This window comes from Chitinophaga jiangningensis (assembly GCF_900142605.1).
GTDB classification, from domain to species: domain Bacteria; phylum Bacteroidota; class Bacteroidia; order Chitinophagales; family Chitinophagaceae; genus Chitinophaga; species Chitinophaga jiangningensis.
Window position 1 is genome coordinate 216,423 of record NZ_FRBL01000006.1, and the last position, 24,239, is coordinate 240,661.

Genomic DNA, 24,239 nt, shown 5'->3' on the forward strand with positions numbered 1-24,239 from the left:
AGCCTTAGCTGCTTACCTGCTTTGCTGCTTGGCGAGAAAAAAAGACAAAACAAAATCCTTTGCAAGAAAAAATTACATCCACTTAAATTTCTCTTCCGCAGGCTTCACCCGCTTCCCAGCCGGGGCAGCCTCGTCCGAATAACCTAAATAGAAGAAGCCCAGCACCTGGTCTTCGTCGCCCAGTCCCAGGTAATCTTTCATAGCAGGGTGGAAGGTCATACCGCCCGATCCCCAGTAACCTGAAATACCACGTGCATTGGCGCTCAGCCACATATTCTGTACGGCACAGGCCACAGCAGCCACTTCTTCTACCACCGGAATATTTGGTTTATTACCTCTTTTCATGGTAATGGCAATCACGTGAGAAGCCAGGTCCCCCTGGGTTTTCAGCTTATCGTAGTTGCCTGCGATGTACTTTTCAGCAAGGGTATATTGCTTATACATGTCTGCATGAGCCGTGCAAAATTCCTGTACTTTTTCGCCACTGAAAACCACGAAATACCAGGGTTCGGTATAACCGTGAGTAGGGGCCCAGTCAGCCATCTGCAGCAGTTCACGTACGGTTTCGTCAGCAATCTTTTTACCGTTCATGCTCGTAGGCTTAATGTTACGGCGGTTGCTGATAATGCTATCCACAATTGTGGCTGGTGTTGTTGTATCTATCATGAGTTGGTGTTTTTAATTTTCAAGACTGGCCTTCATTTCGGGCGACAGTCGCGCTACTTTTCTGGTGTTATAATCAAAGCAAACCATGCCGGTTTTGCCTTCTGCAATGGTGTGGGTTTTATCGGCCCGTGAAGTGGTAATGCGATAAAAAAGTTCGAACCCAAAGGTGCTGAACTCGCCCGCAGCCACTTCCACCACCAGCACATCGCCATGAAAGGCTTCACCTTTATAGGCGATCGCCACATCGGCCATAATCAAACCGGTGTTCGTCACCAGGTCCAGCTCTTTATATCCGATGGATTGCAGGTATTGCAGCCTGGATTCGTGCATGATGCTAAGGATAGCGTCGTTGCCCACATGGCCGCCGTAATTCACATCCTGTATTCTTACCGGAATCTGCGTGCTAAAAGGAAAAGCAGCCGGTAAATCAATTTTTATTCTTGCCATTATGCTGGTTTAGGGAGATATTATTGTAAGTCCTGCAGAAATGCTACGAATTTTTGAAATGCCCTGGCGCGGTGACTGTACTGATTTTTTTCAGAGAGATCCATTTCCGCAAAGGCTTTATCTGCCCCGTCCGGGATAAAAATCGGGTCGTATCCAAAGCCTTTGCTGCCTTTTATGTCGGCGGTGATCCGGCCTTTACTTACCCCTTCAAACTGGTATTCTTTCCCATTTAATATCAGGGAGATGACAGTGCGGAACTGAGCGGTTCTATCGGTCTTATCCCGCATTTCTTCCAGTACTTTGGTGATGTTGTCGGCGGAGGACTTCTGTTCCCCGGCATAGCGGGCAGAAAGCACGCCTGGAGCGCCGTTCAGCGCTGCTATTTCCAGGCCGGTATCTTCAGCAAAGCAGTTGGTACCGGTCATCCGGTGGATGGTTTCGGATTTTTCCCGGGCGTTGGCTTCCAGCGTATCGTGCGGCTCCGGAATATCAATATCGATGCCTGCGTCCAGCAGGGTCACGATCTCAAACTGGTCACCGAGCAATGATTTGAATTCCTTGACTTTATTTTCGTTGTTCGTCGCAAATATTAATTTCATCATTATATAGCTATATCGTCAGTAATTGTTTGAGTGCCGCCCACAGTCTGGCCTTGAGGGTTTTGTCCGTGCCAATAATCTGTAGTCCGTCTGAAAACAGCACGGCGCTGCTGTCGATGGTGAACAACTGGTAGTTCGGCAGTTCATCTATGGCCAGTTGCTGCGGTGCGATCCCAAATACAACGGCCTGGTTTATTTTAATAGCCTGTTGCCAGTCGGCAAAGCTGAGGTCAGGGTAGGAACTGATGTTAATAAGTGCTACATCCTGCATCCCGAGTTTACAAGCGTTTAATATATTGGTAAGGAGGTTGAATAATTCGTCGTTTAAATAGGGTTCGTTTTCGTTTTGTATGAAGAGCGCAACGTTTTTTTGATTTTCTCCTAAAAATTTGACTTTAGGGAGCGATTTTTGTGGGCTGGCAGTTCCCTCCGTTTTCCCGGGAATGATGGGCTGGGCAAAGAGTTTCGCCAAAAAGTACGGGTCCAGTTGCAAATCTTCAAGCGCCATAGTTATTATAATTATAATTTATATGAAGGTCCCGCGTGGGGAAAAATCAGTTTATTTGCACAGTCCTGCCTTTCCAGGCACGATGTGTACACAACGAAAGTGTAAAAATATTGAGATAAAATTGATTAACCATGATGGTAGCTAAATCAACAGTAAAGGAAGAAGCTGTTAAGAAGATCAAGGTCACCAAAACAGCGCATAGTCGGATAGGTGAGATAGATTTTAATAACCTGGTATTTGGTAAAAAGTATGCCGACCATATGCTGGTGGCGGATTTTGACGGTAAAGAGTGGACAAATCCACAAATTATCCCTTTCCAGAACTTTTCAGTGAGTCCTTCCAATGCGGCCTGGCATTACGGTCAGGCGATTTTTGAAGGTATTAAAGCCTACAAGGATCCACAGGGCAATCCGATGATTTTCCGCCCTTACGATAACTATAAACGCTTCAACCTCTCCGCGGAGAGGATGGGCATGCCTCCTGTACCTGAATGGTTATTCATTGGCGGTATGGATATGCTCATTGATCTGGATCGCGACTGGGTGCCAACCGGCGAAGGCTGCTCCCTGTACCTGCGTCCGTTTATGATTGCGGCGGACGAGTTTATCGGGGTACGCCCATCTGATACCTACCGATTTGCTATTATTAATTCCCCTTCCGGCCCATATTTTAATAAGCCTATTAAATTACTGGTGCAGGATAAATATGTACGTGCCTTTCCTGGCGGCGTAGGCTATGCCAAAGCTGCCGGTAACTACGGTGGCGCAATGTATCCGACCCAGCAGGCCCGCCTGCAGGGCTTCGACCAGATCCTCTGGGTAGACGGTTATGAGCATAAATACCTGCAGGAATGCGGTACCATGAACGTTTTCGCTATTATCGGCAATAATGCCATTACGCCTGACCTTACCCAGGGCACTATCCTGGAAGGTGTAACACGTAACAGTGTAATGGATGTTTTAAAAGATATGGGACTTAATGTGGAAGAAAGGCCTATTTCTATTGACGAAATCGTATCGGCCTACAACAAGGGTACACTCCGCGAGGTATTTGGTACCGGCACTGCCGCCAGCGTAGCTTACGTGGAGCAGCTGGATTACCTGGATAACCACCTGAAACTGGACACTACTAAATATGAAGTAGGGGCAGAAGTGATCCGCCGCCTGGATGGTATCCGTACCGGCAGGGCAGCAGATACCCGCAACTGGAATTACATAGTTGGCCAATAATCAGCCACTTATATAATATTATATAAAGAGAACTTATGCCCGTTGAGGGTATAAGTTCTTTTTTTAAGGGAAGTCGATATTTTTTTATGGTAGATTTCAGGAGAAACCCTACCTTTGCGTTCCGGTTACAGGTAAGCGTATCAATTACCTAAGGAACCAAAACCGCTTCCGGGGTAGTTGCACCACTGGTGTGACGAAAAAATTTTTCGAAACAATTTTGTTATTCACAGTTATAGTTTTACCTTTGCCGTCCCAAAATCCCATATGGGAAATTTGGTCGTCTTAGTAAACCGACATAAAAAACTAGGTAAAGAATGCCTACTATACAACAATTAGTAAGAAAAGGAAGAGAAATTATCCGGGCTAAGTCTAAGTCCAGGGCATTAGATAGCTGCCCTCAGCGCCGTGGCGTTTGTACGCGTGTATACACTACTACGCCTAAAAAACCTAACTCCGCATTGCGTAAAGTTGCGAAAGTGCGTTTGACCAACAAAGTTGAGGTGATTGCATATATCCCAGGTGAAGGTCATAACCTCCAGGAGCACTCTATCGTACTGATCCGTGGTGGAAGGGTAAAAGACTTACCAGGTGTTCGTTATCACATCGTTCGCGGTTCCCTCGATACTGCTGGTGTGAAAGACAGAAAGCAGAGCCGTTCCAAATATGGTACTAAAAAGGAAAAGGCTAAAAAATAATAATTAATAATAGTAGTAATTTTCAATAAATGAGAAAGCAAGCTGCAAAGAAATTGCCTCTGGCTCCAGATCCAAGATTTAATGACAAGCTGGTTACCCGCTTTGTTAATAATGTTATGGAGCAAGGAAAAAAGAGCATTGCCTATAAAATTTTCTACGATGCTGTGGATAAAGTGAGCCAAATGACCGGCGAAAACGGTTACGAGGTTTGGAGAAAGGCATTAACTAACGTTACTCCTGCTGTTGAAGTTAGAAGCCGTCGTATCGGTGGTGCTACCTTCCAGATTCCTGCTGAGGTTCGTCCTGACAGAAAGATCTCCCTGAGCATCAAATGGTTAGTTCGTTACGCTAGTGACAGAAACGGTAAGAGCATGGCTGACAAGCTGGCGAATGAAATCGTAGCAGCAAGCAAAGGTGAAGGTGCCGCTTTCAAAAAGAAAGAAGATACTCACCGTATGGCTGAAGCTAACAAAGCTTTCTCTCACTTCAGAGTATAGTTCTTGCCCTAAAAGGCAAACTCAATATATTTGGCGAACAGTTCTGTTATCGGAACTGTTCGCCTTTTTATGTTTGCAAAATCCTAGCCGCTGCCTATAAGTTGCATTAACATCTCCCCAAACATAAAAAGTCAGGGGTACGCCCTCAAAGCAACTAATCACCCGTCAACTGCTGCAATAACATCTCCCCAAACATAAATAGCCAACGATCCCCCCTTAAAAAACTAATCTCCGACCCAATGCGGCATTAGCATCTCCCTAACCACCAAAAGCCCAACCGCGCGCAGCGCGGAACCACCTCAATGACACCGAAGGTGTCATTAATAACCATAAAAACAAAAGCCAGGGTAAAAACCCCGGCCTCTAACCAATTAGTTCCTCGACTAAGTATTTATTTCACATTCACCAGCACCCGGATTTTACCTTCTTTTCCGGTAAGCTCCTCCAGCGCTTTACCTATCGCCTGGCCTGGTTTCAGCTTGTTAATATCCGCCTTCATCGCATAACCAGCCCTGCTGGCAGTCACCAAAATATCTCCACGGTGAATTACTCCACCTTCATCACACACTTTTGTAGGAATCACTCCCACCACACCCATCGGCACCTGGTGCGATAAATCATCATCTATGCCGGCTTCCGTTAGCAATACACCCGGTTTGGTGGCATAAACACCTGCTACAAGGGTAGAGTAGGGCTCCTGCGATTTCTCCACCGTACGGTCAGTAGTAGTGGAAATCACCAACACATCACCGGCTTCATACTGATTGATATGACCGCTCACATCAAAGGATTCAGCCACGTCGGCGCCACTGTTCTGGGTACCTCCGTTGAAGAAGCCGCGACCAGCAGAGTTAATCCTGGCTACATTCACAGTGCCCGGGTTGCCTGATTTAAACAGCGCGATGCTGCCATTACTGTGTTGCTCAACCGTCAGCACCGGATTGGTATTTGCTGTATTGAAGTTCACCATGCGGCCTGCACGTCCGTTACCGAAGTTAGGCACCCAGGCAAACAAGGCATTACCTGTACCATCTGCCGTAGTTTCCACGCCATCCCCGGTATTGGAGGCATTGGCAGTAATACCATTGCCATTGCCGTCAGCGATCGCAATTAGCGCAGGTCCATTTCCTGCCGGATTAGAGGCATGGAAAAGTCCCGCATATCCGCCGGTGCCGGAAGAAATGCCATACACTGCCGCTGCACCAAAATTGGCAAATTGCGTGTTCACCTCCGCCTTAACAGCAGGAGAAGTGCCGGTAACTCTATCCACCTTGAAATTACCAGCTACGCCATTACCTACGGTTTTTACAGTAATGACATCGCTGGTATTGTTTTCATTAAATATTTCGAACCTGCCGGCACGACCCGTTGAAAACGTTGGCACCCAGGCATACAGCGCGTTTCCGGAACCGTCTATATTAGTTTCCACCCCGTTACCATTCTTACCCGCATTGGCAGTAATAGCGTTCCCATTACCATCCGTCAGCGCAATCAGCGAAGCCCCATTACCTGCCGGGTTCGAAGCATAGAATAACCCTGCACGGCCACCGGTTCCGGAGGAAATACCGAAAACACCCGCTGCACCAAAGTTTCCGAAGATGGTATTTACTTCGGCTCTAACAGCAGCGCCTACACTATTTGTATTATTCAGGAAAAATGAAGAAGCATTTCCCAGCGTATTATCCGGGATATTACCATTCCCATTAGATACAACTTCTAATGTGTTGGCCTCGGTATTAACATTATTAAAATTTTCAAAACGTCCCGCGCGGCCGGTACTGTTATTCAAACCCACCTGCCCTAATACACCAACGGCAGTGTTAGCCGTACTGGTAGCAATAAAACCCCTTACACCATAACCCCCGCCATCATTCCGGCCAACCACTGCGCCGGCAATATCACTGGTAGTTCTTCCCACTACGGCTTCACCCCCACCATTGTTATCACCTACCACCCCCGCCGAAGTTACAGCGGAAGTGATGCCATGTATACCGAAACCGGCAGTAGTAGAACTTCTCACGCCTACGCCATTACCAGTGGTGGTCACATTTACCACCGTTCCATTACCCACTGAATTCACCACCAGTGCATTGTTATTGTTGGCGTTATTATAAATAGAAATATTAGCAGGGATACCATTGTTACTGGTCGCATTCAAACCGGTACCAGTATTACTGTTCGCATACACACCGTAACCATTGGCACTGGCATTGCCATATACGCCAAGGCCATTAGGAGTAGTACCGTACACGCCCCAGCCGCTACCGTTCTGTGAGCCATACACGCCCACGCCAAGCCCGCCGGTACCATTGTTGATACCACGCACCCCGGCTGAAAAACCTCCGGGTGAAGCGCTGCTGATCAAACCCCGTACAGCCGCCACGTTGGAAGTAGTTGTACCGTTTATACCTTCAATGGAAGTACCATCGCCACTATTAGCAATGGAAAATAAAGTACTGGCATTGTTTTCAGCGGCAATGTATGGCAGGGTAAGGGAACCTCCTCCACCACCACCAATGGATGCCGGCAACCATTCAACTCCGTCAAACCGCAGAAACTGATTAGCGGTTGGCACTACCGCGCTTACGGGCACTCCCTGGATTTTAGCCACGGTAGGGCCGGGATAATTGCCGGTGAGATCCCCGCTGGCTGGTCCGGTGGAAAGTCCGGATGGTCCTTCAGGTCCTGCCGGTCCCACTGGCCCTGCTGGTCCCACGGGGCCTGCCGGTCCGGCTGGTCCTACTGCTCCGGGTGCTCCAGGTGTGCCTGCCGGTCCGGCTGGTCCAATGGGTCCTGCCGGTCCCATAGGTCCCAGTGGCCCTACGGGTCCCTGGATACCGGGAGCCCCCGGAAGACCCGGTACCCCCATAGCACCTTCCACGCCGGGCTCACCCTGCGGCCCTGCAGGTCCTGCTGGCCCCGGAGGGCCTGATGGTCCTGCCGGTCCGGCCGGGCCGGGCTGACTGTTAGCCGCATATAAAGCAAACGGTACACTGGCCAGCTGACTGGTGCCCAGTACTGCAAACGGACTTCCATTTACAGAGGCTTCCACCTGTATAAACTGGTTGGCATCCGCCCATGGCACCCCGGCAAAGGTGCCGGTTACAGGCGTTCCTGCACCTATATGCAGGGTAAACAGCCCCAATTGATTACTGACTACATCATGTGTCTCCTGGTATTGTATCGGTCCATTTGCAGCGCCACCCAACACTGAAATACGCACTTTCACGGCTGTATTTGCCAATACGGTACCATTGGTATTCCTGGCTATCGCCTGGTAGTTAATTCTCTGTAAGCTGCTCTGACCGGACGCGCCCTGTACTACGGCCATCAGGAAGAGTATAAGAACAAAGTTTCTTAATAGCATAATCTGCTTTTTTAAAGTTTAATTTTTCTTGGGTGCTTCTTCTCCCTGATGAGGGATGTAGATTTTGGCTGGTGTAGAATCAATGCTGTGCACGGGTGCCTTGTCAGAAGGGAGCGTGCCGGCATTGGATTTTGACCGGGCTGTTGCAGCAGCCGGCGCCGTGGTAGCAGCCGGCTTGTAGTCGGTAAAAATCACTTCTTTGGTTCGTTTATTCGATGGCGTTACAGGCAGTTTGTCATTTACGGCAGAACGTTGATTGATGGCATCAATATCCTGCTTCATCGTCGGAAACAGCCGTTGCTTCAGTGACTGACCTTCTTTGGCGTCCTGCGCATGTGCTGCGGTTGCTACGGTGCAGCTGATAATAAGTAGTGTTAATAGTCTTTTCATATCGACATGGAGGTTTAGCAATTATTTGAATATTTAGCCCTGCTAGTGATCTTTGTTTATGTTATAGAGTAAAGAGAACATCAGTGTCTTCTTCTGATATAAACTACCGTCTGTTGGTATCAGGTAAGCCATATCCAGTTCCACATTGGAAAACCTCACACCCAGGCCACTGGTAAAGTGCTGGCGGTAACCTTTGTTAGGATGCTCGTAGAAGTAACCCGCCCGTAAAAACAAGGTCTGCTTGTAGGAATATTCTACGCCCGCTCCGATAGTGAACTCCCGCAACTCTTCCTGGAATCCGTCCGGCGCATCGCCGAAGGAGGAAAAAATGGATTCTACCACGCTTCTGTTAGGATCCTTTCCTTTGAGGATCTGGTCGGTCATCAAACCATTGGAGTCCAGCGCATAAATAGGAGGGGTGGGCACCAGCAGCTTATTTACTTCCAGTGTAACCGTAAACGTGTTGTAGTCGGTGTTTACAAAGGCATATCCACCGCCAATCCGGAGGTTCATCGGTAAAAAACTCTTCCTGTCTTTATCATCGGTGTAGGACAGCTTGGTGCCGATGTTGGTGATACTTACGCCAAAGCTGTAACGGTTACCGAAATCCAGGTTGTCGGCCGTGTTCTGGTAGTAGAAGCCGATGTCGCCGGCCACCGCAGATGCTGGCTTTTGCTGAAGGCCGTTGTAGTTACCTTCACCAAGCTGGCTGCGGATGTATCTCAGCGATATTGCCAGGGAAGTACGCTGGCCGAGCTTTCTGGCGTAGGAACCATCAATGGCAAATTCTCTTGGATTATAGTCCTGCAACACAGTACCGTTATCATCCCGGAAGGTCATGCTGCCATAATTGAAGTATTTCATGGAAAGTCCTACACCCTGGTTCCGGTCCTGGCCAAAGTTTTTGAAAGCGGCTACATAAGCCATATTCGACTCACTGTTATTCAGTTCCCACATCCATGGGGCGTAATTGGCGCTCACGCCCCAGTCGCCGGCAAATACGATTTTTGCGGCATTGGAAAACAGTGCGTTTACATCCGGGGTCAATCCCGTAGGTGCATTACCGGCGCCGCTGCTGCGGGCATCCGGGTTAACCAACAGAAAACTGGCGCCAATGTCTGGCGGCCGCTGTCCGGTTTTTTGCGCCATCAGCAGGGATGGGGCATATAGCATGCACACAAGCAAAATCAAATAGAACTGTTTTTGCATAATGGTAGCTTTTATCTATCTGCGAAGAAGGTTATTGAATAATGATTTTCTCAAAGAATATCTGAGGTCCTACCTTGATTTTCAGCCGGTAAATGCCTGAGGCAAATTTGTTGACGGCAATTACCACCGTGTTTCTGCCGGCACCCATCGACTGCCCCTCCCGATACATGCTCTGGCCGGCGGTATTGATCAATTCGAGATTGACAATTGCCGGCGCGAGTAAATCGAGCTGAACTTTGAGGTTAGTAGAAGCCGGGTTGGGGAAAATGATGAATCCCTTTACCACGTTGGCACCCGGATCCACAGGAGGCAGCTCTTCCGGTTGCTGGAAGCCCTGGGTGAGCAGCACGCGGCCATCGGTAATCAGTGTGATCATTGGTTCTCCGATCGTATACTGAATACGCGTATTCCCCGCTGTGCCGCTACCACCCGCCGTTGCAGCCACCTGCCTGTTAAGGATAAGTTGAGCATGAGCAACAGTAATGCATACACTCAGTAAAAAGAGTATACAAATACCTGCACGTGTAAATACATTCATAGCGATACTGGTTAGTGTGTTTGATTGATGTTGGATGCTGTTGTTTTTGGTTGATCGCCAGCACTTGATTTTACCGTGGCTTCCAGTTGCAGAATCCTTTGCGTTAGTGCTTCCACTTTGCTCAGGGCGGCTTTCAGCTCTTCATTTTCTTTTCTCAGGGTAGCCAGATCCGTTACCTGTGAAACCAGTTTCTTGTTTGCTACTTGTAATGCTTCGCAGCGCTTGTTTAATGCCTGCAGCATGATGAGCATGATACCATCCATATCTCCGCTGTTGATGAGGGTGTCGCAACCGATTTTGCCATATTTGTCTCTGCCGAATGCTGCATAAATTTCCTGTGCAAACGGACCATAATGCCGGTATTCAGCTGGTGAAAATGTTTTATAATTCCAGGAACCTAAATGGAGCTGGTTTAGCTTCTCCAGGAATTCATCACCATTCGCGAGCGCAAATTTTTCCTTTTTGGTTGAATCGGATACTGCACTCCAGGAAGTACTACCTGGTATTAATGCTGCTCCCAGCGGGGATACACCTCCTGATGATGGTGAAGTATAAAGTATATACCCTCCTGCGTAACGTGCTACAAATTGATTGGAGGCCGTATTTACCACTACATCAAGTCCGGAAGAGTTATCACCCATGACCATAGAACCGCCATAGCCGGCATTTTTAGCATATCTGCCCAGTGCTACACTATAGTCTCCATCAGCTGCTACCGTATCACCTATCGCTACAGCGCTAAGTTTGGATGAATAGCAACGGGTGCCTATAGCTATACCGCCACTTCCGCTGGCTTCATTAGCCCTGCCAAGCGCCACACTTGCATATCCGGCTGATCGGATGGCATCTCCTGCGGCAATACTGGCAAAGCCGCTCGCCAGCACATTGGTACCTAAGCCTATGGAGTATTGGCCGGTATTTGCATCATCCCATTCGTTAGTCACTGCACCACCTGCACGGAAACTGGCTTTTCCCGGATACCACATCATCCGCCAGCCTGCTCCGGTAGCAGGGATAGTACCAACGGAAAGTTTTCCCTGGGCGTTTACACTGCCAAAATCATCCACTACGAAGGTGGTGGCGTAGGTACCCAGGCCGCCGGGATTGGTGGTGAGGGTAAATTTGCCCTCATCGGTCAGGTTGATCCCGGTGTTGGTTGGTTGATTGGTTAGCTTATAACCACGCAGCTGTATGTCCATGGTGGCAATGTGGTTCCCAAGGTTATCTCCGGTAAGGTTACCCGGTACCCAATCGGTGCCGTTATATACCAATCCCTGACCATTGGTAGGTGGGGTTGTGGAGACGTTAATGCCTCTTATCCCTGCCACCTGCGGATTGGGATAGGTGCCCGTGAGGTCGCCGCCCGCCGCGCCGGTTAAGCTGCCTGCCGGACCTATGGGGCCTTGAGGTCCTGCCGGGCCGATTGGCCCTGTGGCGCCGGTGGCTCCTACTGGCCCAATTGGTCCAATTGGTCCAATAGGGCCCATTGGTCCAATCAATCCCATGGGGCCTGGAACACCCTGAGGGCCTGTGGCACCGGTTGCTCCTGCTGGTCCTGCCGGTCCAACGGGGCCTATGGGGCCTGCTATACCGGTGGCGCCTATAGGGCCTGCGGGTCCTATGGGCCCTGCCGGTCCCTGGATGCCTGCCGGTCCTGCTGGTCCGGGATCACCGGGATCGCCTTTAGCACCGGTGAGTCCTGTTGGGCCCATCGGCCCCTGGATACCATCGTCCCCTTTCAGTCCCTGCGGGCCTGTGGGACCTACTGGTCCGGTGGCGCCGGTAAATCCGATCATTCCCTGGGGGCCGGTTAAACCTTGTTCGCCCTGGGGGCCCTGTGGTCCTATGGGGCCTGCCGGTCCTGGAGGGCCCTGTATACCGGGATCTCCTTTAGGACCTGCCAGTCCTGCCACGCCAGCCGGGCCTTGTGCGCCCTGCGGACCTGGAGGGCCTGCGGGGCCGGCTGGTCCTGCCGGACCGGTGGCACCCACATCTCCCTTAAGACCCTGTATACCCTGTACACCCTGTAATCCGCGGGGCCCGGGAGATCCCGCATTGGCAGCGTACAAGGCATAGGGTACAGCAAATAACTGGGCGGTGCCCAATTCGCTGTAACTGCCACCATTTATTGCTACTTCTACCCGCAGATACTGGTTGGTGTTGGCCCATGGAATAGCTGCAAAAGTGCCGTTCGTAGGGGTTCCCGTACCAATTTGCGTGGTAAATAACCCTAATTGATTCGTTGTTAAATCATGTGTTTCCTGGTATTGGACCTGGCCTCCGGGAGAGTTGTCCAATACGGAGAAACGTATCTTTATCGGCTGGTTAGGAACTGCGGTACCACTTGCATTACGCACCACCGCTTGATAATTAATACCGCCCATACCGCTTTGGGCCATGGTTTGCTGAGGTTGAAACAGGCATATGCATGCGATCAGCAGGCATAAAACCCTAAGGGATCTTTTCATTTTGCAGAAGTTTTCTATCTATGGAATGGGATTAAACTCTTGTACGTTGTGTCTTTCTGCGTAGAATGATAGTAGCGCCCGGCATCAGTCTGCACACAAATCCTCCCTGTTAATGCGCTGGCAATAACGGTATTCATGTGCTAATGCATCAAAAATTACAATCTATCTGTCTGACTTGATGTTGCTCGAAATAAGCCCGTAGTGCAATGCAGGGGTCATATCGTTTCGATTTTGGTAAAAATCGGGGTCAGGATAAAACATTACAGAATAAGTAGTAATTTCTTCATAAGTGCATTAGATAAGGATGAACAAAAACGGCTTCCAATGTTTAAACATTCATAGTGCTGATTTCCAATCAATAGTTATGATCCGTTGCAATGGAACATAAAAAACTGCAAAAATGTTCTCTAAATTATCAAACAATTCTTATCCCATTGAGAATAAATGAAATACGGCGGTAAAATTTCCAAATTTGGTCGGTTTTTATGGGTCGGCGGCGGTCCGGAAAAAAAGCCGAAATTCGTTAAGGAATAAATAACATGATCACCTACCCGGGCGTTTTATTTATTACGGAAAAAAGATTACCTTTGCGCCCTAAATTGCATTATTTAGTCATTTTAATATTATGGCAGACTTAAGATTTCAAAGGAACTTTGGTATTGCGGCGCACATTGATGCGGGTAAAACCACTACCACAGAGCGTATCCTGTATTACACAGGTAAATCCCACAAAATTGGTGAGGTACACGAAGGTGCCGCTACCATGGACTGGATGGCACAGGAGCAGGAGAGAGGTATTACCATCACATCTGCTGCTACCACTTGTTTTTGGAATTTCCCAACTTTACAGGGTAAGCCACAACCAGATACTAAACAATACAAATTCAACATCATCGATACTCCGGGCCACGTGGACTTTACCGTTGAGGTAGAGCGTTCCCTCCGTGTACTGGACGGTCTGGTGGCACTGTTCTGCGCCGTATCCGGCGTTGAGCCTCAGTCTGAAACCGTTTGGCGCCAGGCTAACCGCTACCGTGTACCACGTATCGGTTTCGTTAACAAAATGGACCGTGCAGGTGCTGACTTCCTGAACGTAGTTAAACAGGTTAAAGAAATGCTGGGTGCTAACCCTGTTCCTTTGACCCTGCCTATCGGTGCAGAAGATACTTTCAAAGGCGTGGTTGACCTGATCACCATGAAAGGTATCATCTGGGACGAAGAAGGTAAAGGTGCTACTTACCAGGAAATCGAAATCCCTGCTGACATGGTAGACGAAGCGAACGAGTGGAGAGCTAAACTGGTTGAAGCTGTTGCTGACTACGATGACAAACTGATGGAGAAATTCTTCGATGATCCTAATACCATCACCGAAGCTGAAATCCACGAAGCTATCCGTAAAGCTACCATCGATATCGCTATCATCCCTATGATGTGCGGTTCTTCCTTCAAAAACAAAGGTGTTCAGAAAATGCTGGATGCGGTTTGCCGTTACCTGCCTTCTCCAATGGACATCGAAGCGGTAAAAGGTACCAACCCTGATACTGGTGATGAAATCGAGCGTAAACCAGATGCTAAAGAACCATTCGCAGCACTGGCGTTCAAAATTATGACCGATCCTTTCGTAGGTCGTCTGGCGTTCTTCCGGGCTTACTCTGGTCACCTGGATGCTGGTTCTTACGTTCTCAATACCCGTACTGGTAAAAACGAGCGTATCTCCCGTATCATGCAGATGCACGCTAACAAACAGAACCCTATCGATTTCATCGAAGCTGGTGATATCGGTGCGGCTGTTGGTTTTAAAGATATCAAAACCGGTGATACCCTGTGCGATGAGAACAATCCTATCGTACTGGAATCAATGACCTTCCCTGATCCGGTAATCTCCATCGCTATCGAGCCTAAAACTCAGGCAGATGTGGATAAAATGGGTATGGCCCTCGCTAAACTGGTAGAAGAAGATCCTACCCTGAAAGCGAAAACCGACGAAGAAACTGGTCAAACAGTTCTCTCCGGTATGGGTGAGCTTCACCTGGAAATCATCGTTGACCGTATGCGTCGCGAATTCAAGGTAGAAGTTAACCAGGGTGCTCCTCAGGTTGCTTACAAAGAAGCCCTGACACTGAAAGTTTCTCACCGTGAAACCTTCAAAAAACAATCCGGTGGTAAAGGTAAATTCGCCGATATCCAGATTGAAATCGGACCTGCTGACGCAGAATGGCTGAAAGAAAACGACGGTAAATCATTCCAGTTCGTAAACGATATCTTCGGTGGTGCTATTCCAAAAGAATTCATCCCTGCAGTTCAGAAAGGTTTCGAAGCTTCTATGAGCCAGGGTGTTCTCGCGAACTTCCCACTGGTAGACATGAAAGTTCGTCTGTTCGACGGTGGTTTCCACGCAGTGGATTCCGACGCTATGTCCTTCGAGCTTTGTGCTAAACAAGCCTTCCGTGAAGCTGGCCGTAAAGCTAAACCAGTTCTGCTGGAGCCAATCATGAAAGTAGAAGTTCAAACCCCAGACCAATACATGGGTGACGTAACAGGTGACCTGAACCGTCGTCGTGGTATGCTGGAAGGTATGGACTCTAAAAACGGTGTTCAGGTAATCAAAGCTAAAGTTCCACTGAGCGAAATGTTCGGTTACGTAACTCAGCTGCGTTCCCTGTCTTCCGGTCGTGCAACTTCTATCATGGAGTTCTCTCACTATGCTCCGGCTCCGAACAACGTTGCTGAAGAAGTGATCGCGAAAGTTAAAGGAAAAGTAAACGCTTAATCCTTAAGCATAACGCATACTAAAGGGTGTTCCGGTTTACCGGAACACCCTTTTTCATTGTAGCACTATCCCCCTAAAATGCTATTGTAGTTGCAGTGTATTTGATTATTTTAGCTATAATAACCTGCAACTGATAAATGCTTTTTTGCCTGCCAGGGTTTTCGGTTTTCCGGGAGCCCTTTTTTTATGCCCGCAATAGAGGGTATCCCCACTTCGTACGTCAATAGAGAAATAAGTGACAGCAACCTGCATTAATTACTGATAGCCAATTTATCTATGCCATTGTCATTGACGATACCAGCACCTCCTGCAACTGTTATAATAAATCCGGTTCAACCGGAAATTCTCACTCCTGGCCTCGACCTTATCCTGCCTTGCTGGAACCCGTCGGGGCAGTGGGTGGAATCCCTGATCCGCAATTACCACGATTTAACCTCCCTGATGCCGGAAGTTCCCCTGCAGCTGATCCTTGTAAACGATGGTTCCCTGAAAAACTTCACCTCCCAGCATATTACCTGGCTGGAAGCCGCTATACCAGGGATTATGATTGTAGATAATAAAATCAACAGAGGCAAAGGGTACGCTGTGAGGGCAGGTGTAAAGCATGCCCGGTTTGAATATCAGGTGTATACAGACCTTGATTTCCCGTTTGGTGTCAGAGCGGTAAAACAGGTATATGATTCCCTCCAGTCCGGTGCCGATATCGTTGCCGGTGAAAGGGGAGAAGCGTACCTTCGCGAACTGCCCCGTAAAAGGAGGATCATAACCCGCATTAGCAGAGCCATGAACCGCTTTATTCTTCGCCTGAAGGTAGATGATGCTCAGGCAGGGTTAAAGGGCTTTAACTGGCGCGGAAAGGACGTGCTGCTGCAAACCGAGATCGACGGCTTCCTGTACGACAGCGAGTTCATTTACAAAGCGGGCAGGCGCAAGCGACTCCAAATGAGTTCCGTGCCTGTGTTATGCCGGCCGGATATCAAATTCTCCGCTTTTCGTATGAAACTACTGCTGCGGGAGTTACGCAACTATTTTAAGATAATTATCAATACAAATATTTCATAGATAGCCTTATATGCATAGTAAGAAACGGATATTGATTAGTGTAGACGTAGAAGAATTCGATATCCCTGAAGAATTTGGCCAACAGGTACCTTTACAGGAAAAACTGGAAGTTTCCCGCAGGGGCCTGCTCAAAACCCTCGAAATATTCGAGCAATACGAGGTGAGGGCCACTTTCTTTATTACCGCATACTGGGCGCAGCATTTTCCGGAGCTGATCCGCAGGATCGCTGCAAAGCATGAAATAGCCTCTCACGCTTATTACCATAGCTCATTTTGTGAGGAGGACCTCGAAGGTTCCCGGCTTGCTCTCCAGGAAATCAGTGGCCGGGAAGTTACCGGCTTCCGGATGCCAAGGCTGCGCCCTGTTAGCCAGGCTGCGTTGTTGAAGGCCGGTTACCAATACGATTCTTCGGTTAACCCTACCTGGCTGCCGGGCCGGTACAATAACTGGCATGTACCCCGTACTATTTTCCGCAGTGAAAAACTGTGGATAATCCCATCCTCTGTATCTCCCCTGGTGAGGTACCCCATCTTTTGGCTGAGTGTAAAAAATGCCCCGCTATGGATAACCAGGCATTTCAGCAGGCAGATCCTTCGTAAAGACCCTTATCTGTCTTTTTATTTCCATCCCTGGGAATTGACTGATCTGGCCGGATACCAGCTTCCAGCTTACATCCGGAAGGTGAGTGGAGATAAGATGTGCGCTAAATTGGAAGGATTCCTGTCTTTTCTGAAATCTCGCGGTGAGTTTTGCACGCATGCTGATCTGCTCGCACAGGTAAAATAAAATTTAACATTTTTTTTGTCTGACATTCAACAACATGAATGTCAAAACTGTTATTGACTTAGTTGCGGATTTAAAACCAGCAGCGAGTCGGAGCTTTATTGATATTTAAAAGCAGAAATGAATATTTATTCTGTTCATTTTCAATTATTATGAAGTCTTCGTATGAGTGATCCTGTGAAGAGAGAGAAGAGGCAGACATCCTAATTTATTCCTACCCTGAAATAGCAATTCCATCGTCAATCAGCATGTCATTCATTTTAAATTAAAAATTAGACCATGAAAAAAATTCGTCTCTTAACCCTAGTATTAATGACCCTGGTGTTCGGCACAGCAAAAGCACAGATCCAAAAAGGAAATATCATGGTTGGCTCCGATATTACTGATCTGGGATTTTTGTTTCAGAACAACAGTACAGTTTTCCAATTCAATTTAAACCCGAAGGTGGGCTGGTTCATTAAGGACGGGCTGGCAGTGGGTGGCTATGTAGACTTCGGTTTACGTACGCAGAAAGACAATGGTTCCGATGTGAGCTATGGTATTGGTGCGTTTGCGCGGTATTACATAGAAGATAAAAATGTGCGTAAGCTGGAATTCAGCAAGCGCACGAGGTTCTTCCTGGAAGCTAATGCAGGTTTGGCGGGGCTGAATCCGGCGAACGGTGCTTCTACCAATGGTTTGAATCTGGGTCTGTCTCCTGGTTTATCCTATTTTATTACCCCAAATATCGGTTTGGATGCAATGCTGAACTGGGATATTACCGTAGGTGGTGGTAATAGTACCACAGCTAATAGACTGGGTATCAGTCTGGGTTTCCAGATCTTCCTCCCTACTGCTAAAGCGAAGCAGATTTACAAGGAAGAGATGGGTAAATAAGCAGTTGTTTAGTCTGTTATATGAAAAATGGTCCTGGAGGTATCTTCAGGACCATTTTTATTTAGGAGTCCTTACCGCTGGCGGAATGAACAGAATGAACGCCCTCTCCATGAATGAATATACTGAACGAAGGCTATTTACGCGGAAGCCTTTATTTTAGCGATCTGCCCTGCACAAGGCGGGGTGGTTGGGATTGCTGAAAACCAAGAATAGAGTAGGCGGAATAGATAAAAACTGTTGCTATGCTGAATACTATTTTTATGGCACTGGTAAAGTTCCTGAACACTGTAACTGGCGCACTGTAATTGGCTGCTGGTAGCGCAATGAGCGGCTGCCGGTGCTTAAACCGGGGATTGCCGAAAACCCGCACAAAGAGTAGGCAGAAGCAAAATTCTTAACACAATGATTGTTGATGCATTAAACACCTTTTTGACAGGTCTGGTGGCGTTGCTGGTAAGAGCGCTTGGCGGTTTGTAATAATCCTGCGCAGGGGGCAGCTGAAAACCCTGAATAGAGTAGGCGTTTAACTCTGAAATTACCAACATTATGGCTACACTGAATCAATTGCTGCAACAATTGGTTGCGCTCCTGAAAACATTACTGGGAGGTTTGTAATTAACAACCTCATCAGGAGGGACCCAAAGGTGCTTAAACATTCCCTTCCTGCATTATTGAACCGCTGCGTTGCTTACGCAGCGGTTTTTTATTAGGATTACTTACCGTATTATGATTTTGGTAGATGCAAGAGTCTGCTAAAATCAAAGCTGGCAGCGGAATGAATGAAATGAACAAATGGGCATAAATGAATAAAATGAACGTATGTCAGCTGGAAATATGCGCCTATTTTCGGGACCTGGTAAGAAAGTTATCAGCTGGGGCAGCCGAAAACCAGGGGAATCAGAGTAGGCGTTTACCTATTAAAACCTTAAACGATGGATTTACTGAATCAACTGCTGGCACTGATCTTAGGATTAGTAAAATCATTACTGGGCGGTATTGGCGGTGGCTTACCTCTGTAAGAGGAGCTACGGGCTGATTTTGCTCTGGTTATTCCACGAGGCTGCTCCGGGAGGGCAGCCTCTGTTTTTTGTGGGGAGATGAGCATACGCTAAAGGGGAGGGTTGCAAGGGGGAGCGGGCTTGTGGGGCAGTATACTTACCTGGCGAAGCTGCGTTGGAGATGCAGTCGCTTCCAGATAGGATCCAGGGCAAGATTTTCATCATACCGGCAAAAAGTTTTAAATTTTTTTTGGTTTTCTGAATGAGGTTTCCCTATATTTGTCAAAACCAGCATGTTAACAAAAACTAAGGCCTAAGCATCACAAAATGAATGCATTCTACAAGGCTCAGGCATGCGGTAAGCCCCTATAACCCCACCTGCTGTGCCAGCAAAGCATGTCTTTTGATGGTCATCTTATATTTTTTTCCCGAGAATTATTTGCCAAATAAAAAGAAAGGGTTACCTTTGCCCTCCCAAATTGTAAAGGGAAAAAACAAAGAGAAGTTCATTGCATATGTCTCAGAGAATAAGAATCAAGCTGAAGTCCTACGATCATAACCTGGTAGATAAGTCTGCTGAGAAGATCGTTAAAACCGTGCGTAACACGGGCGCCGTGGTAACAGGTCCAATTCCTTTACCAACAGAGAAGAAAATTTTTACAGTGCTGCGTAGCCCGCACGTAAACAAGAAAGCGCGCGAGCAGTTCCAGTTGTGTACTCACAAACGTTTACTGGACATTTACACTTCTTCCTCAAGAACTGTAGATGCGCTCAGCAAACTGGATTTACCTTCCGGTGTAGAAGTTGAAATTAAAGCATAGGACAACAGCAAGGCTGGGCAAAAGGCCCGCCTTTAATTGATTTATGGTTACTCTCTGGTTGCCAGTGAGTAACAATTTTAACAAATATAACATAGGTCGCGCCTTCTGGGCGGCCGCCCAATAAATGTATTTAAACCGCCCATCCTGGGGATAGCTAGAAATCCCCCAGGCGCTGGGTAAAATCATATAAAAATGAAAGGTCTTATTGGTAAAAAGATTGGCATGACCAGTATCTTCGAAGCCAATGGTAAGCAGACTGCCTGCACCATTATCGAAGCTGGTCCCAACGTTGTAACACAGGTAAAAAGCCTGGAATCAGATGGTTACAATGCAATTCAGGTTTCTTTCGGAGACAAGAAAGAAAAGCACACCACAAAAGCAGAATTGAATCACTTCGCGAAAGCAAGCACCTCCCCTAAACGTTTCGTAAAAGAATTCCGCAACCCGGATGTACAGAAAGCCCTCGGTGAATCTATCACCTGTGAAATCTTCACAGAAGGTGAAACGATTGACGTTGTAGGTACTTCTAAAGGTAAAGGTTTCCAGGGTGTTGTTAAACGCCACGGATTTAGCGGTGTGGGTGAAGCTACCCACGGTCAGCACGACAGATCCAGAGCTCCTGGTTCCGTAGGTGGATCATCTTATCCTTCCCGCGTTTTCAAGGGTATGAGAATGGCAGGTCAGACAGGTAACGAAAGAGTGAAAGTGAAAGGCCTGAAGATTCTGAAAATATTCCCTGAAAAGAATTATATCCTGGTAAGTGGTTCCGTTCCCGGCCACAATGGTTCAATCGTTTTAATCCAGAAGTAACATGAAGATCGATATCTTAAATATACAAGGTAAGCAAACAGGAAGATCTATCGACCTGCCTGAGGAGATTTTTGGTGTTGAACCCAACAACCACGTAATCTACCTGGCGGTTAAGCAATACCTGGCTGCGCAGCGTCAGGGTACTCACAAGGTGAAAACCCGTGCTGAAGTAAAAGGTGCTTCCCGCAAACTGCACAAACAAAAAGGTACTGGTGGTGCCCGTAAAGGTAACATCCGTAACCCTCTCTACAAAGGTGGTGGTACCATCTTCGGACCAAAACCTCACTCCTGGGCTATTAAACTGAACAGAAAAGTGAAAGATCTCGCTAAGATCTCCGCCCTGTCAGTGAAAGCTAAAGAGAACAGCATCATCATTGTTGAGGACCTCGCTATCGAGACGCCAAAAACAAAACAATTCGTTGGTATCTTAAAGAACCTGAACATCAACGTTGACGGTAAGAAAACTATGTTTATTACCCCTGAGTATAACGAAAGTGTTTACCTGTCTTTAAGAAACATCCCTACTGTGGACGGTGCAATGCTGAGCGATATCAATACTTATGATATCATGAACAGCAACTACCTGGTATTCACAGAAAGCGCTGCAAAAATCTTCACTGAAGAGCCAGTTGAAGCGTAAGCGGTTGTAAACCAATTAAATAACACAGCTGTAAAGCTATAAGCTATAAAAGATGAGACCATCAGACGTTTTAATCAAACCGGTAGTAACCGAAAAGGTGAATAAGGCGACCGATAAATTTAACCGCTACTACTTCATCGTTGACAAAAAAGCCAACAAACTGGAGATCAAAAAAGCAGTGGAAGATTTTTACGGTGTGAGTGTTGCAGATGTTAACACTGCAGTGATGCCTGGTAAAGCTAAATTCCGCTTTACTAAAGCCGGTTTCATTTCAGGTAAAAAACCGTCTTACAAAAAGGCGATTATTACCCTCGCAGAAGGCGAAACTATAGATCTGTATGCTAACATGTAGTGCCTTTCCGGCCCAATAAGCCGGGATGTGGATGTATATGCAGATCACTAATTATAATTAATAACAATTAATTTTTTCTGAAAGTAATGGCACTGAAGAAATTTAAACCAATGACAGCGGGTACCCGTTGGAAAATCGGTAACGCTTATGCGGAACTGACTACGGATACTCCTGAAAAAAGCCTCCTCGAGCCTGCTAAGAGAAGCGGCGGTAGAAACGCTCAGGGTAGGATGTCAATGCGCTATATCGGTGGCGGTCACAAAAAACAGTACCGTGTAATCGACTTTAAGCGTGACAAACAAAACATTCCTGCTACAGTTAAAACCATCGAGTACGATCCAAACCGTAGCGCATTCATCGCGCTGGTTTCCTACGCTGATGGTGAAAAACGTTACATCATCGCTCCTCAGGGTCTGCAGGTAGGTGGTACCGTTATCAGCGGTGCTGACGTTGCTCCTGAAGTAGGTAACGCACTGTTGCTGAAAAATATGCCTCTCGGTACTGTAGTTCACAACATCGAACTGCAACCTGGTAAAGGTGGTGCAATCGCCAGATCTGCTGGTGCTTACGCACAACTGAGCAACAAGGAAGAAAAATACGCTGTACTGAAAATGCCTTCTGGTGAGCTCCGTAAAGTGCTCAACACTTGTATGGCTACTGTAGGTACCGTTTCTAACTCCGATCACGCCCTGCAATCTATCGGTAAAGCAGGTGCTAACCGTTGGAGAGGTATCCGTCCTCGTAACCGAGGTGTTGCGATGAACCCAGTGGATCACCCGATGGGTGGTGGTGAAGGTAAATCTTCAGGTGGTCACCCTAGATCCAGAACAGGTAAATATGCGAAAGGTCTGAAAACCAGAAAACCGCATAAGAGCTCTGATAAACTGATCATCAGCAGAAAGAACGGTAAAAAATTATAATATTTCGGAATTCGGATTCCGGCCTTAAAACCGGAATCCGAAATTGGAAAATCATAAAAGAAACAACATGGCTCGTTCCATAAGAAAAGGTCCTTACGTAGACCAGAAATTAGAGAATAAAGTAGAAAAAATGAACGAAGGCACTAAGCGCACAGTTATCAAAACCTGGAGCCGCCGTTCTACTATTACTCCTGATTTCGTAGGCCACACATTCGCAGTACACAATGGCAACAAATTTATTCCTGTTTATGTAACAGAATTTATGGTTGGCCACAAACTGGGCGAATTTGCTCCTACCCGTAACTTCAGAGGACACGCTAACAAGAAAATGTAATTATAGTCTGAGTAATCAGACACTAAATAATAAAAGAAATTAAAAATGGAAGCAGTAGCTAAGCTGAACAATAATCCTACATCTCCCCGCAAAATGCGTTTGCTGGCAGACTTAATCCGCGGTCTGGATGTAGAAAAGGCTTTGAATATTTTGAAATTCCATCCTAAGCACCCAAGCGTACCTTTAGAAAAACTGCTGGTATCTGCTATCGCTAACTGGAAAGTGAAGAACGAAGGTGCAAGGGTAGAAGATGCTAACCTGATTGTTAAAACTATCTTCGTAGACGGTGGCCGCACCCTGAAAAGAATGCGCCCTGCTCCACAAGGTAGAGGTTACAGAATCCGCAAGAGAAGTAACCACGTTACAATCGTAGTGGACGGTAAAAACGCTTAAGTGTTAATACCACAGAGAGAAATTAAAACTATTAATCTAATAGACAAATAACCAGAACATGGGTCAGAAAACAAATCCTATTGGTAACAGGTTAGGTATCATCAGAGGATGGGACTCTAATTGGTATGGCAGCAAGAAAGATTTTGCTACCAAACTGATCGAAGATAACAAGATCAGAACTTATCTGAATGCCCGTATCAACAAAGGTGGCATCTCCAGAGTTGTGATCGAAAGAACTTTAGGTAAGTTGATTATCACTGTTCATACTTCTAAACCTGGTATCATCATAGGTAAAGGTGGAAACGAAGTTGACCGCATCAAAGAAGAACTGAAGAAACTGACAGGTAAAGAAGATGTTCAGATTAACATTCTGGAAATCCGTCGCCCTGAAATGGATGCTAACATCGTTGCCGAAACAATTGCTAAACAAATCGAAAGCCGTATCAACTACAAACGCGCTATCAAAATGGCAATTGCTACCGCACTGAGAATGGGTGCTGAAGGTATCAAAATCAAAGTAAGCGGACGTCTGGGTGGTGCTGAAATTGCCCGTTCCGAAGAAATGAAACAAGGTCGTACTCCTTTACATACTTTCCGTATGGACATCGATTACGCTTCCCTGTTTGCATTAACCGTTTACGGTAAAATCGGTATCAAAGTATGGATCTGTAAAGGTGAAGTACTGGGTAAACGCGATCTGAACCCTAACGTACTGACAGGTAAAGAAGGTGATAACCGTGGCGGTGGCCGTGAAGATCACCACCGTGGTGGCGAAAGAAGAGAGCGTGGTGAAAGAAGAGGCGGTGAAAACCGTGGCGGTGGTCGCAGATAATATCTGACCGACAACCAGACTTAAACAATTACTA

At 47.1% G+C, this 24,239-nt stretch carries 24 protein-coding genes; 15 read left to right on the top strand and 9 right to left on the bottom strand.

Translation table 11 applies throughout. From position 1 onward, the window contains the following. Positions 1-72: 72 nt before the first annotated feature. The 4 genes from BUB18_RS16380 to BUB18_RS16395 are packed head-to-tail and all read right to left on the bottom strand — an operon-like array spanning position 73 to position 2,220. The gene (locus BUB18_RS16380) at positions 73-666 is read right to left on the bottom strand and encodes a nitroreductase family protein (protein ID WP_073083150.1); all 594 of its coding nucleotides are present in this window, start codon (positions 664-666) and stop codon (positions 73-75) included. Positions 667-678: 12 nt separating this feature from the next. Next, positions 679-1,113 carry an acyl-CoA thioesterase gene (locus BUB18_RS16385; RefSeq protein WP_073083151.1) on the bottom strand — a complete coding sequence of 145 codons (435 nt, stop codon included), beginning with the start codon at positions 1,111-1,113 and terminating at the stop codon, positions 679-681. Between the two features lie 20 nt (positions 1,114-1,133). Next, positions 1,134-1,715, bottom strand: coding sequence for an RdgB/HAM1 family non-canonical purine NTP pyrophosphatase (rdgB, locus tag BUB18_RS16390; RefSeq protein WP_245805687.1), 582 nt, complete (start codon positions 1,713-1,715; stop codon positions 1,134-1,136). A gap of 7 nt (positions 1,716-1,722) precedes the next feature. Further along, on the bottom strand, positions 1,723-2,220 hold the full coding sequence (locus BUB18_RS16395) for a hypothetical protein (protein ID WP_073083154.1): 498 nt from the start codon (positions 2,218-2,220) through the stop codon (positions 1,723-1,725). Positions 2,221-2,351: 131 nt separating this feature from the next. Here BUB18_RS16395 and BUB18_RS16400 point away from each other — a divergent pair, with 131 nt between their 5' ends. The 3 genes from BUB18_RS16400 (at position 2,352) to rpsG (ending at position 4,641) form a co-directional block, all read left to right on the top strand. Then, positions 2,352-3,449 (top strand): branched-chain amino acid aminotransferase, encoded by a 1,098-nt coding sequence (locus BUB18_RS16400; RefSeq protein ID WP_073083156.1) that lies wholly within the window; start codon positions 2,352-2,354, stop codon positions 3,447-3,449. Between the two features lie 314 nt (positions 3,450-3,763). Continuing rightward, positions 3,764-4,144: a 30S ribosomal protein S12 gene (rpsL, locus tag BUB18_RS16405; protein WP_012789278.1), complete on the top strand. Its 381-nt coding sequence runs from the start codon at positions 3,764-3,766 to the stop codon at positions 4,142-4,144. A gap of 29 nt (positions 4,145-4,173) precedes the next feature. Further along, on the top strand, positions 4,174-4,641 hold the full coding sequence (rpsG, locus tag BUB18_RS16410; RefSeq protein ID WP_073083158.1) for a 30S ribosomal protein S7: 468 nt from the start codon (positions 4,174-4,176) through the stop codon (positions 4,639-4,641). A gap of 391 nt (positions 4,642-5,032) precedes the next feature. Here the strand turns inward: rpsG and BUB18_RS16415 are convergent, their stop codons facing one another. From BUB18_RS16415 to BUB18_RS16440, 5 genes are read right to left on the bottom strand one after another with little or no spacing between them, the layout of a single operon-like run. Then, a complete protein-coding gene (locus BUB18_RS16415; RefSeq protein WP_218588052.1) occupies positions 5,033-8,008 on the bottom strand; it encodes a collagen-like domain-containing protein in 2,976 nt (991 codons plus the stop codon). 18 nt (positions 8,009-8,026) lie between these two features. Further along, complete coding sequence (locus BUB18_RS16425; RefSeq protein WP_073083161.1) at positions 8,027-8,398, bottom strand: hypothetical protein; 372 nt, start codon at positions 8,396-8,398, stop codon at positions 8,027-8,029. A 42-nt stretch (positions 8,399-8,440) separates the two neighbouring features. Further along, on the bottom strand, positions 8,441-9,607 hold the full coding sequence (porV, locus tag BUB18_RS16430; RefSeq protein WP_073083164.1) for a type IX secretion system outer membrane channel protein PorV: 1,167 nt from the start codon (positions 9,605-9,607) through the stop codon (positions 8,441-8,443). A 31-nt stretch (positions 9,608-9,638) separates the two neighbouring features. Beyond that, positions 9,639-10,145 carry a T9SS type A sorting domain-containing protein gene (locus BUB18_RS16435; RefSeq protein ID WP_073083166.1) on the bottom strand — a complete coding sequence of 169 codons (507 nt, stop codon included), beginning with the start codon at positions 10,143-10,145 and terminating at the stop codon, positions 9,639-9,641. Positions 10,146-10,156: 11 nt separating this feature from the next. Next, entirely contained in the window at positions 10,157-12,613 is a 2,457-nt protein-coding gene (locus BUB18_RS16440; protein ID WP_143159972.1) for a tail fiber domain-containing protein, read from the bottom strand. A gap of 625 nt (positions 12,614-13,238) precedes the next feature. On the opposite strand from BUB18_RS16440, the gene fusA reads away from it, so the two are divergent. From fusA to rpsC, 12 genes are all read left to right on the top strand, one after another. Next, positions 13,239-15,383: an elongation factor G gene (gene fusA, locus BUB18_RS16445; protein ID WP_073083170.1), complete on the top strand. Its 2,145-nt coding sequence runs from the start codon at positions 13,239-13,241 to the stop codon at positions 15,381-15,383. A 276-nt stretch (positions 15,384-15,659) separates the two neighbouring features. Then, positions 15,660-16,445 (top strand): glycosyltransferase, encoded by a 786-nt coding sequence (locus BUB18_RS16450; protein ID WP_083550146.1) that lies wholly within the window; start codon positions 15,660-15,662, stop codon positions 16,443-16,445. Between the two features lie 10 nt (positions 16,446-16,455). Continuing rightward, positions 16,456-17,232: a polysaccharide deacetylase family protein gene (locus BUB18_RS16455; protein WP_073083172.1), complete on the top strand. Its 777-nt coding sequence runs from the start codon at positions 16,456-16,458 to the stop codon at positions 17,230-17,232. Positions 17,233-17,508: 276 nt separating this feature from the next. Further along, positions 17,509-18,105 (top strand): hypothetical protein, encoded by a 597-nt coding sequence (locus BUB18_RS16460; RefSeq protein ID WP_073083175.1) that lies wholly within the window; start codon positions 17,509-17,511, stop codon positions 18,103-18,105. A gap of 1,513 nt (positions 18,106-19,618) precedes the next feature. Next, positions 19,619-19,924, top strand: coding sequence for a 30S ribosomal protein S10 (rpsJ, locus tag BUB18_RS16465; protein WP_012789286.1), 306 nt, complete (start codon positions 19,619-19,621; stop codon positions 19,922-19,924). Between the two features lie 192 nt (positions 19,925-20,116). Further along, complete coding sequence (rplC, locus tag BUB18_RS16470; protein WP_073083178.1) at positions 20,117-20,734, top strand: 50S ribosomal protein L3; 618 nt, start codon at positions 20,117-20,119, stop codon at positions 20,732-20,734. A 1-nt stretch (position 20,735) separates the two neighbouring features. Beyond that, positions 20,736-21,374 carry a 50S ribosomal protein L4 gene (rplD, locus tag BUB18_RS16475; RefSeq protein ID WP_073083179.1) on the top strand — a complete coding sequence of 213 codons (639 nt, stop codon included), beginning with the start codon at positions 20,736-20,738 and terminating at the stop codon, positions 21,372-21,374. A gap of 52 nt (positions 21,375-21,426) precedes the next feature. Then, entirely contained in the window at positions 21,427-21,726 is a 300-nt protein-coding gene (gene rplW, locus BUB18_RS16480) for a 50S ribosomal protein L23 (protein WP_073083182.1), read from the top strand. An 86-nt stretch (positions 21,727-21,812) separates the two neighbouring features. Continuing rightward, positions 21,813-22,646 (top strand): 50S ribosomal protein L2, encoded by an 834-nt coding sequence (rplB, locus tag BUB18_RS16485; protein WP_073083185.1) that lies wholly within the window; start codon positions 21,813-21,815, stop codon positions 22,644-22,646. A gap of 67 nt (positions 22,647-22,713) precedes the next feature. Continuing rightward, complete coding sequence (gene rpsS, locus BUB18_RS16490) at positions 22,714-22,980, top strand: 30S ribosomal protein S19 (protein WP_073083188.1); 267 nt, start codon at positions 22,714-22,716, stop codon at positions 22,978-22,980. A gap of 45 nt (positions 22,981-23,025) precedes the next feature. Next, positions 23,026-23,373 carry a 50S ribosomal protein L22 gene (rplV, locus tag BUB18_RS16495; RefSeq protein ID WP_073083190.1) on the top strand — a complete coding sequence of 116 codons (348 nt, stop codon included), beginning with the start codon at positions 23,026-23,028 and terminating at the stop codon, positions 23,371-23,373. 58 nt (positions 23,374-23,431) lie between these two features. Then, on the top strand, positions 23,432-24,205 hold the full coding sequence (gene rpsC / locus BUB18_RS16500) for a 30S ribosomal protein S3 (protein ID WP_073083193.1): 774 nt from the start codon (positions 23,432-23,434) through the stop codon (positions 24,203-24,205). Positions 24,206-24,239 lie beyond the last annotated feature (34 nt).

What these genes read in the sequence shown, in the direction of transcription:
- BUB18_RS16380 (WP_073083150.1), bottom strand. Translation starts at nt 666, where the DNA reads ATGATAGATACAACAACACCAGCCACAATTGTGGATAGCATTATCAGC.
- BUB18_RS16385 (WP_073083151.1), bottom strand. Translation starts at nt 1,113, where the DNA reads ATGGCAAGAATAAAAATTGATTTACCGGCTGCTTTTCCTTTTAGCACG.
- rdgB (WP_245805687.1), bottom strand. Translation starts at nt 1,715, where the DNA reads ATGATGAAATTAATATTTGCGACGAACAACGAAAATAAAGTCAAGGAA.
- BUB18_RS16395 (WP_073083154.1), bottom strand. Translation starts at nt 2,220, where the DNA reads ATGGCGCTTGAAGATTTGCAACTGGACCCGTACTTTTTGGCGAAACTC.
- BUB18_RS16400 (WP_073083156.1), top strand. Translation starts at nt 2,352, where the DNA reads ATGATGGTAGCTAAATCAACAGTAAAGGAAGAAGCTGTTAAGAAGATC.
- rpsL (WP_012789278.1), top strand. Translation starts at nt 3,764, where the DNA reads ATGCCTACTATACAACAATTAGTAAGAAAAGGAAGAGAAATTATCCGG.
- rpsG (WP_073083158.1), top strand. Translation starts at nt 4,174, where the DNA reads ATGAGAAAGCAAGCTGCAAAGAAATTGCCTCTGGCTCCAGATCCAAGA.
- BUB18_RS16415 (WP_218588052.1), bottom strand. Translation starts at nt 8,008, where the DNA reads ATGCTATTAAGAAACTTTGTTCTTATACTCTTCCTGATGGCCGTAGTA.
- BUB18_RS16425 (WP_073083161.1), bottom strand. Translation starts at nt 8,398, where the DNA reads ATGAAAAGACTATTAACACTACTTATTATCAGCTGCACCGTAGCAACC.
- porV (WP_073083164.1), bottom strand. Translation starts at nt 9,607, where the DNA reads ATGCAAAAACAGTTCTATTTGATTTTGCTTGTGTGCATGCTATATGCC.
- BUB18_RS16435 (WP_073083166.1), bottom strand. Translation starts at nt 10,145, where the DNA reads ATGAATGTATTTACACGTGCAGGTATTTGTATACTCTTTTTACTGAGT.
- BUB18_RS16440 (WP_143159972.1), bottom strand. Translation starts at nt 12,613, where the DNA reads ATGAAAAGATCCCTTAGGGTTTTATGCCTGCTGATCGCATGCATATGC.
- fusA (WP_073083170.1), top strand. Translation starts at nt 13,239, where the DNA reads ATGGCAGACTTAAGATTTCAAAGGAACTTTGGTATTGCGGCGCACATT.
- BUB18_RS16450 (WP_083550146.1), top strand. Translation starts at nt 15,660, where the DNA reads ATGCCATTGTCATTGACGATACCAGCACCTCCTGCAACTGTTATAATA.
- BUB18_RS16455 (WP_073083172.1), top strand. Translation starts at nt 16,456, where the DNA reads ATGCATAGTAAGAAACGGATATTGATTAGTGTAGACGTAGAAGAATTC.
- BUB18_RS16460 (WP_073083175.1), top strand. Translation starts at nt 17,509, where the DNA reads ATGAAAAAAATTCGTCTCTTAACCCTAGTATTAATGACCCTGGTGTTC.
- rpsJ (WP_012789286.1), top strand. Translation starts at nt 19,619, where the DNA reads ATGTCTCAGAGAATAAGAATCAAGCTGAAGTCCTACGATCATAACCTG.
- rplC (WP_073083178.1), top strand. Translation starts at nt 20,117, where the DNA reads ATGAAAGGTCTTATTGGTAAAAAGATTGGCATGACCAGTATCTTCGAA.
- rplD (WP_073083179.1), top strand. Translation starts at nt 20,736, where the DNA reads ATGAAGATCGATATCTTAAATATACAAGGTAAGCAAACAGGAAGATCT.
- rplW (WP_073083182.1), top strand. Translation starts at nt 21,427, where the DNA reads ATGAGACCATCAGACGTTTTAATCAAACCGGTAGTAACCGAAAAGGTG.
- rplB (WP_073083185.1), top strand. Translation starts at nt 21,813, where the DNA reads ATGGCACTGAAGAAATTTAAACCAATGACAGCGGGTACCCGTTGGAAA.
- rpsS (WP_073083188.1), top strand. Translation starts at nt 22,714, where the DNA reads ATGGCTCGTTCCATAAGAAAAGGTCCTTACGTAGACCAGAAATTAGAG.
- rplV (WP_073083190.1), top strand. Translation starts at nt 23,026, where the DNA reads ATGGAAGCAGTAGCTAAGCTGAACAATAATCCTACATCTCCCCGCAAA.
- rpsC (WP_073083193.1), top strand. Translation starts at nt 23,432, where the DNA reads ATGGGTCAGAAAACAAATCCTATTGGTAACAGGTTAGGTATCATCAGA.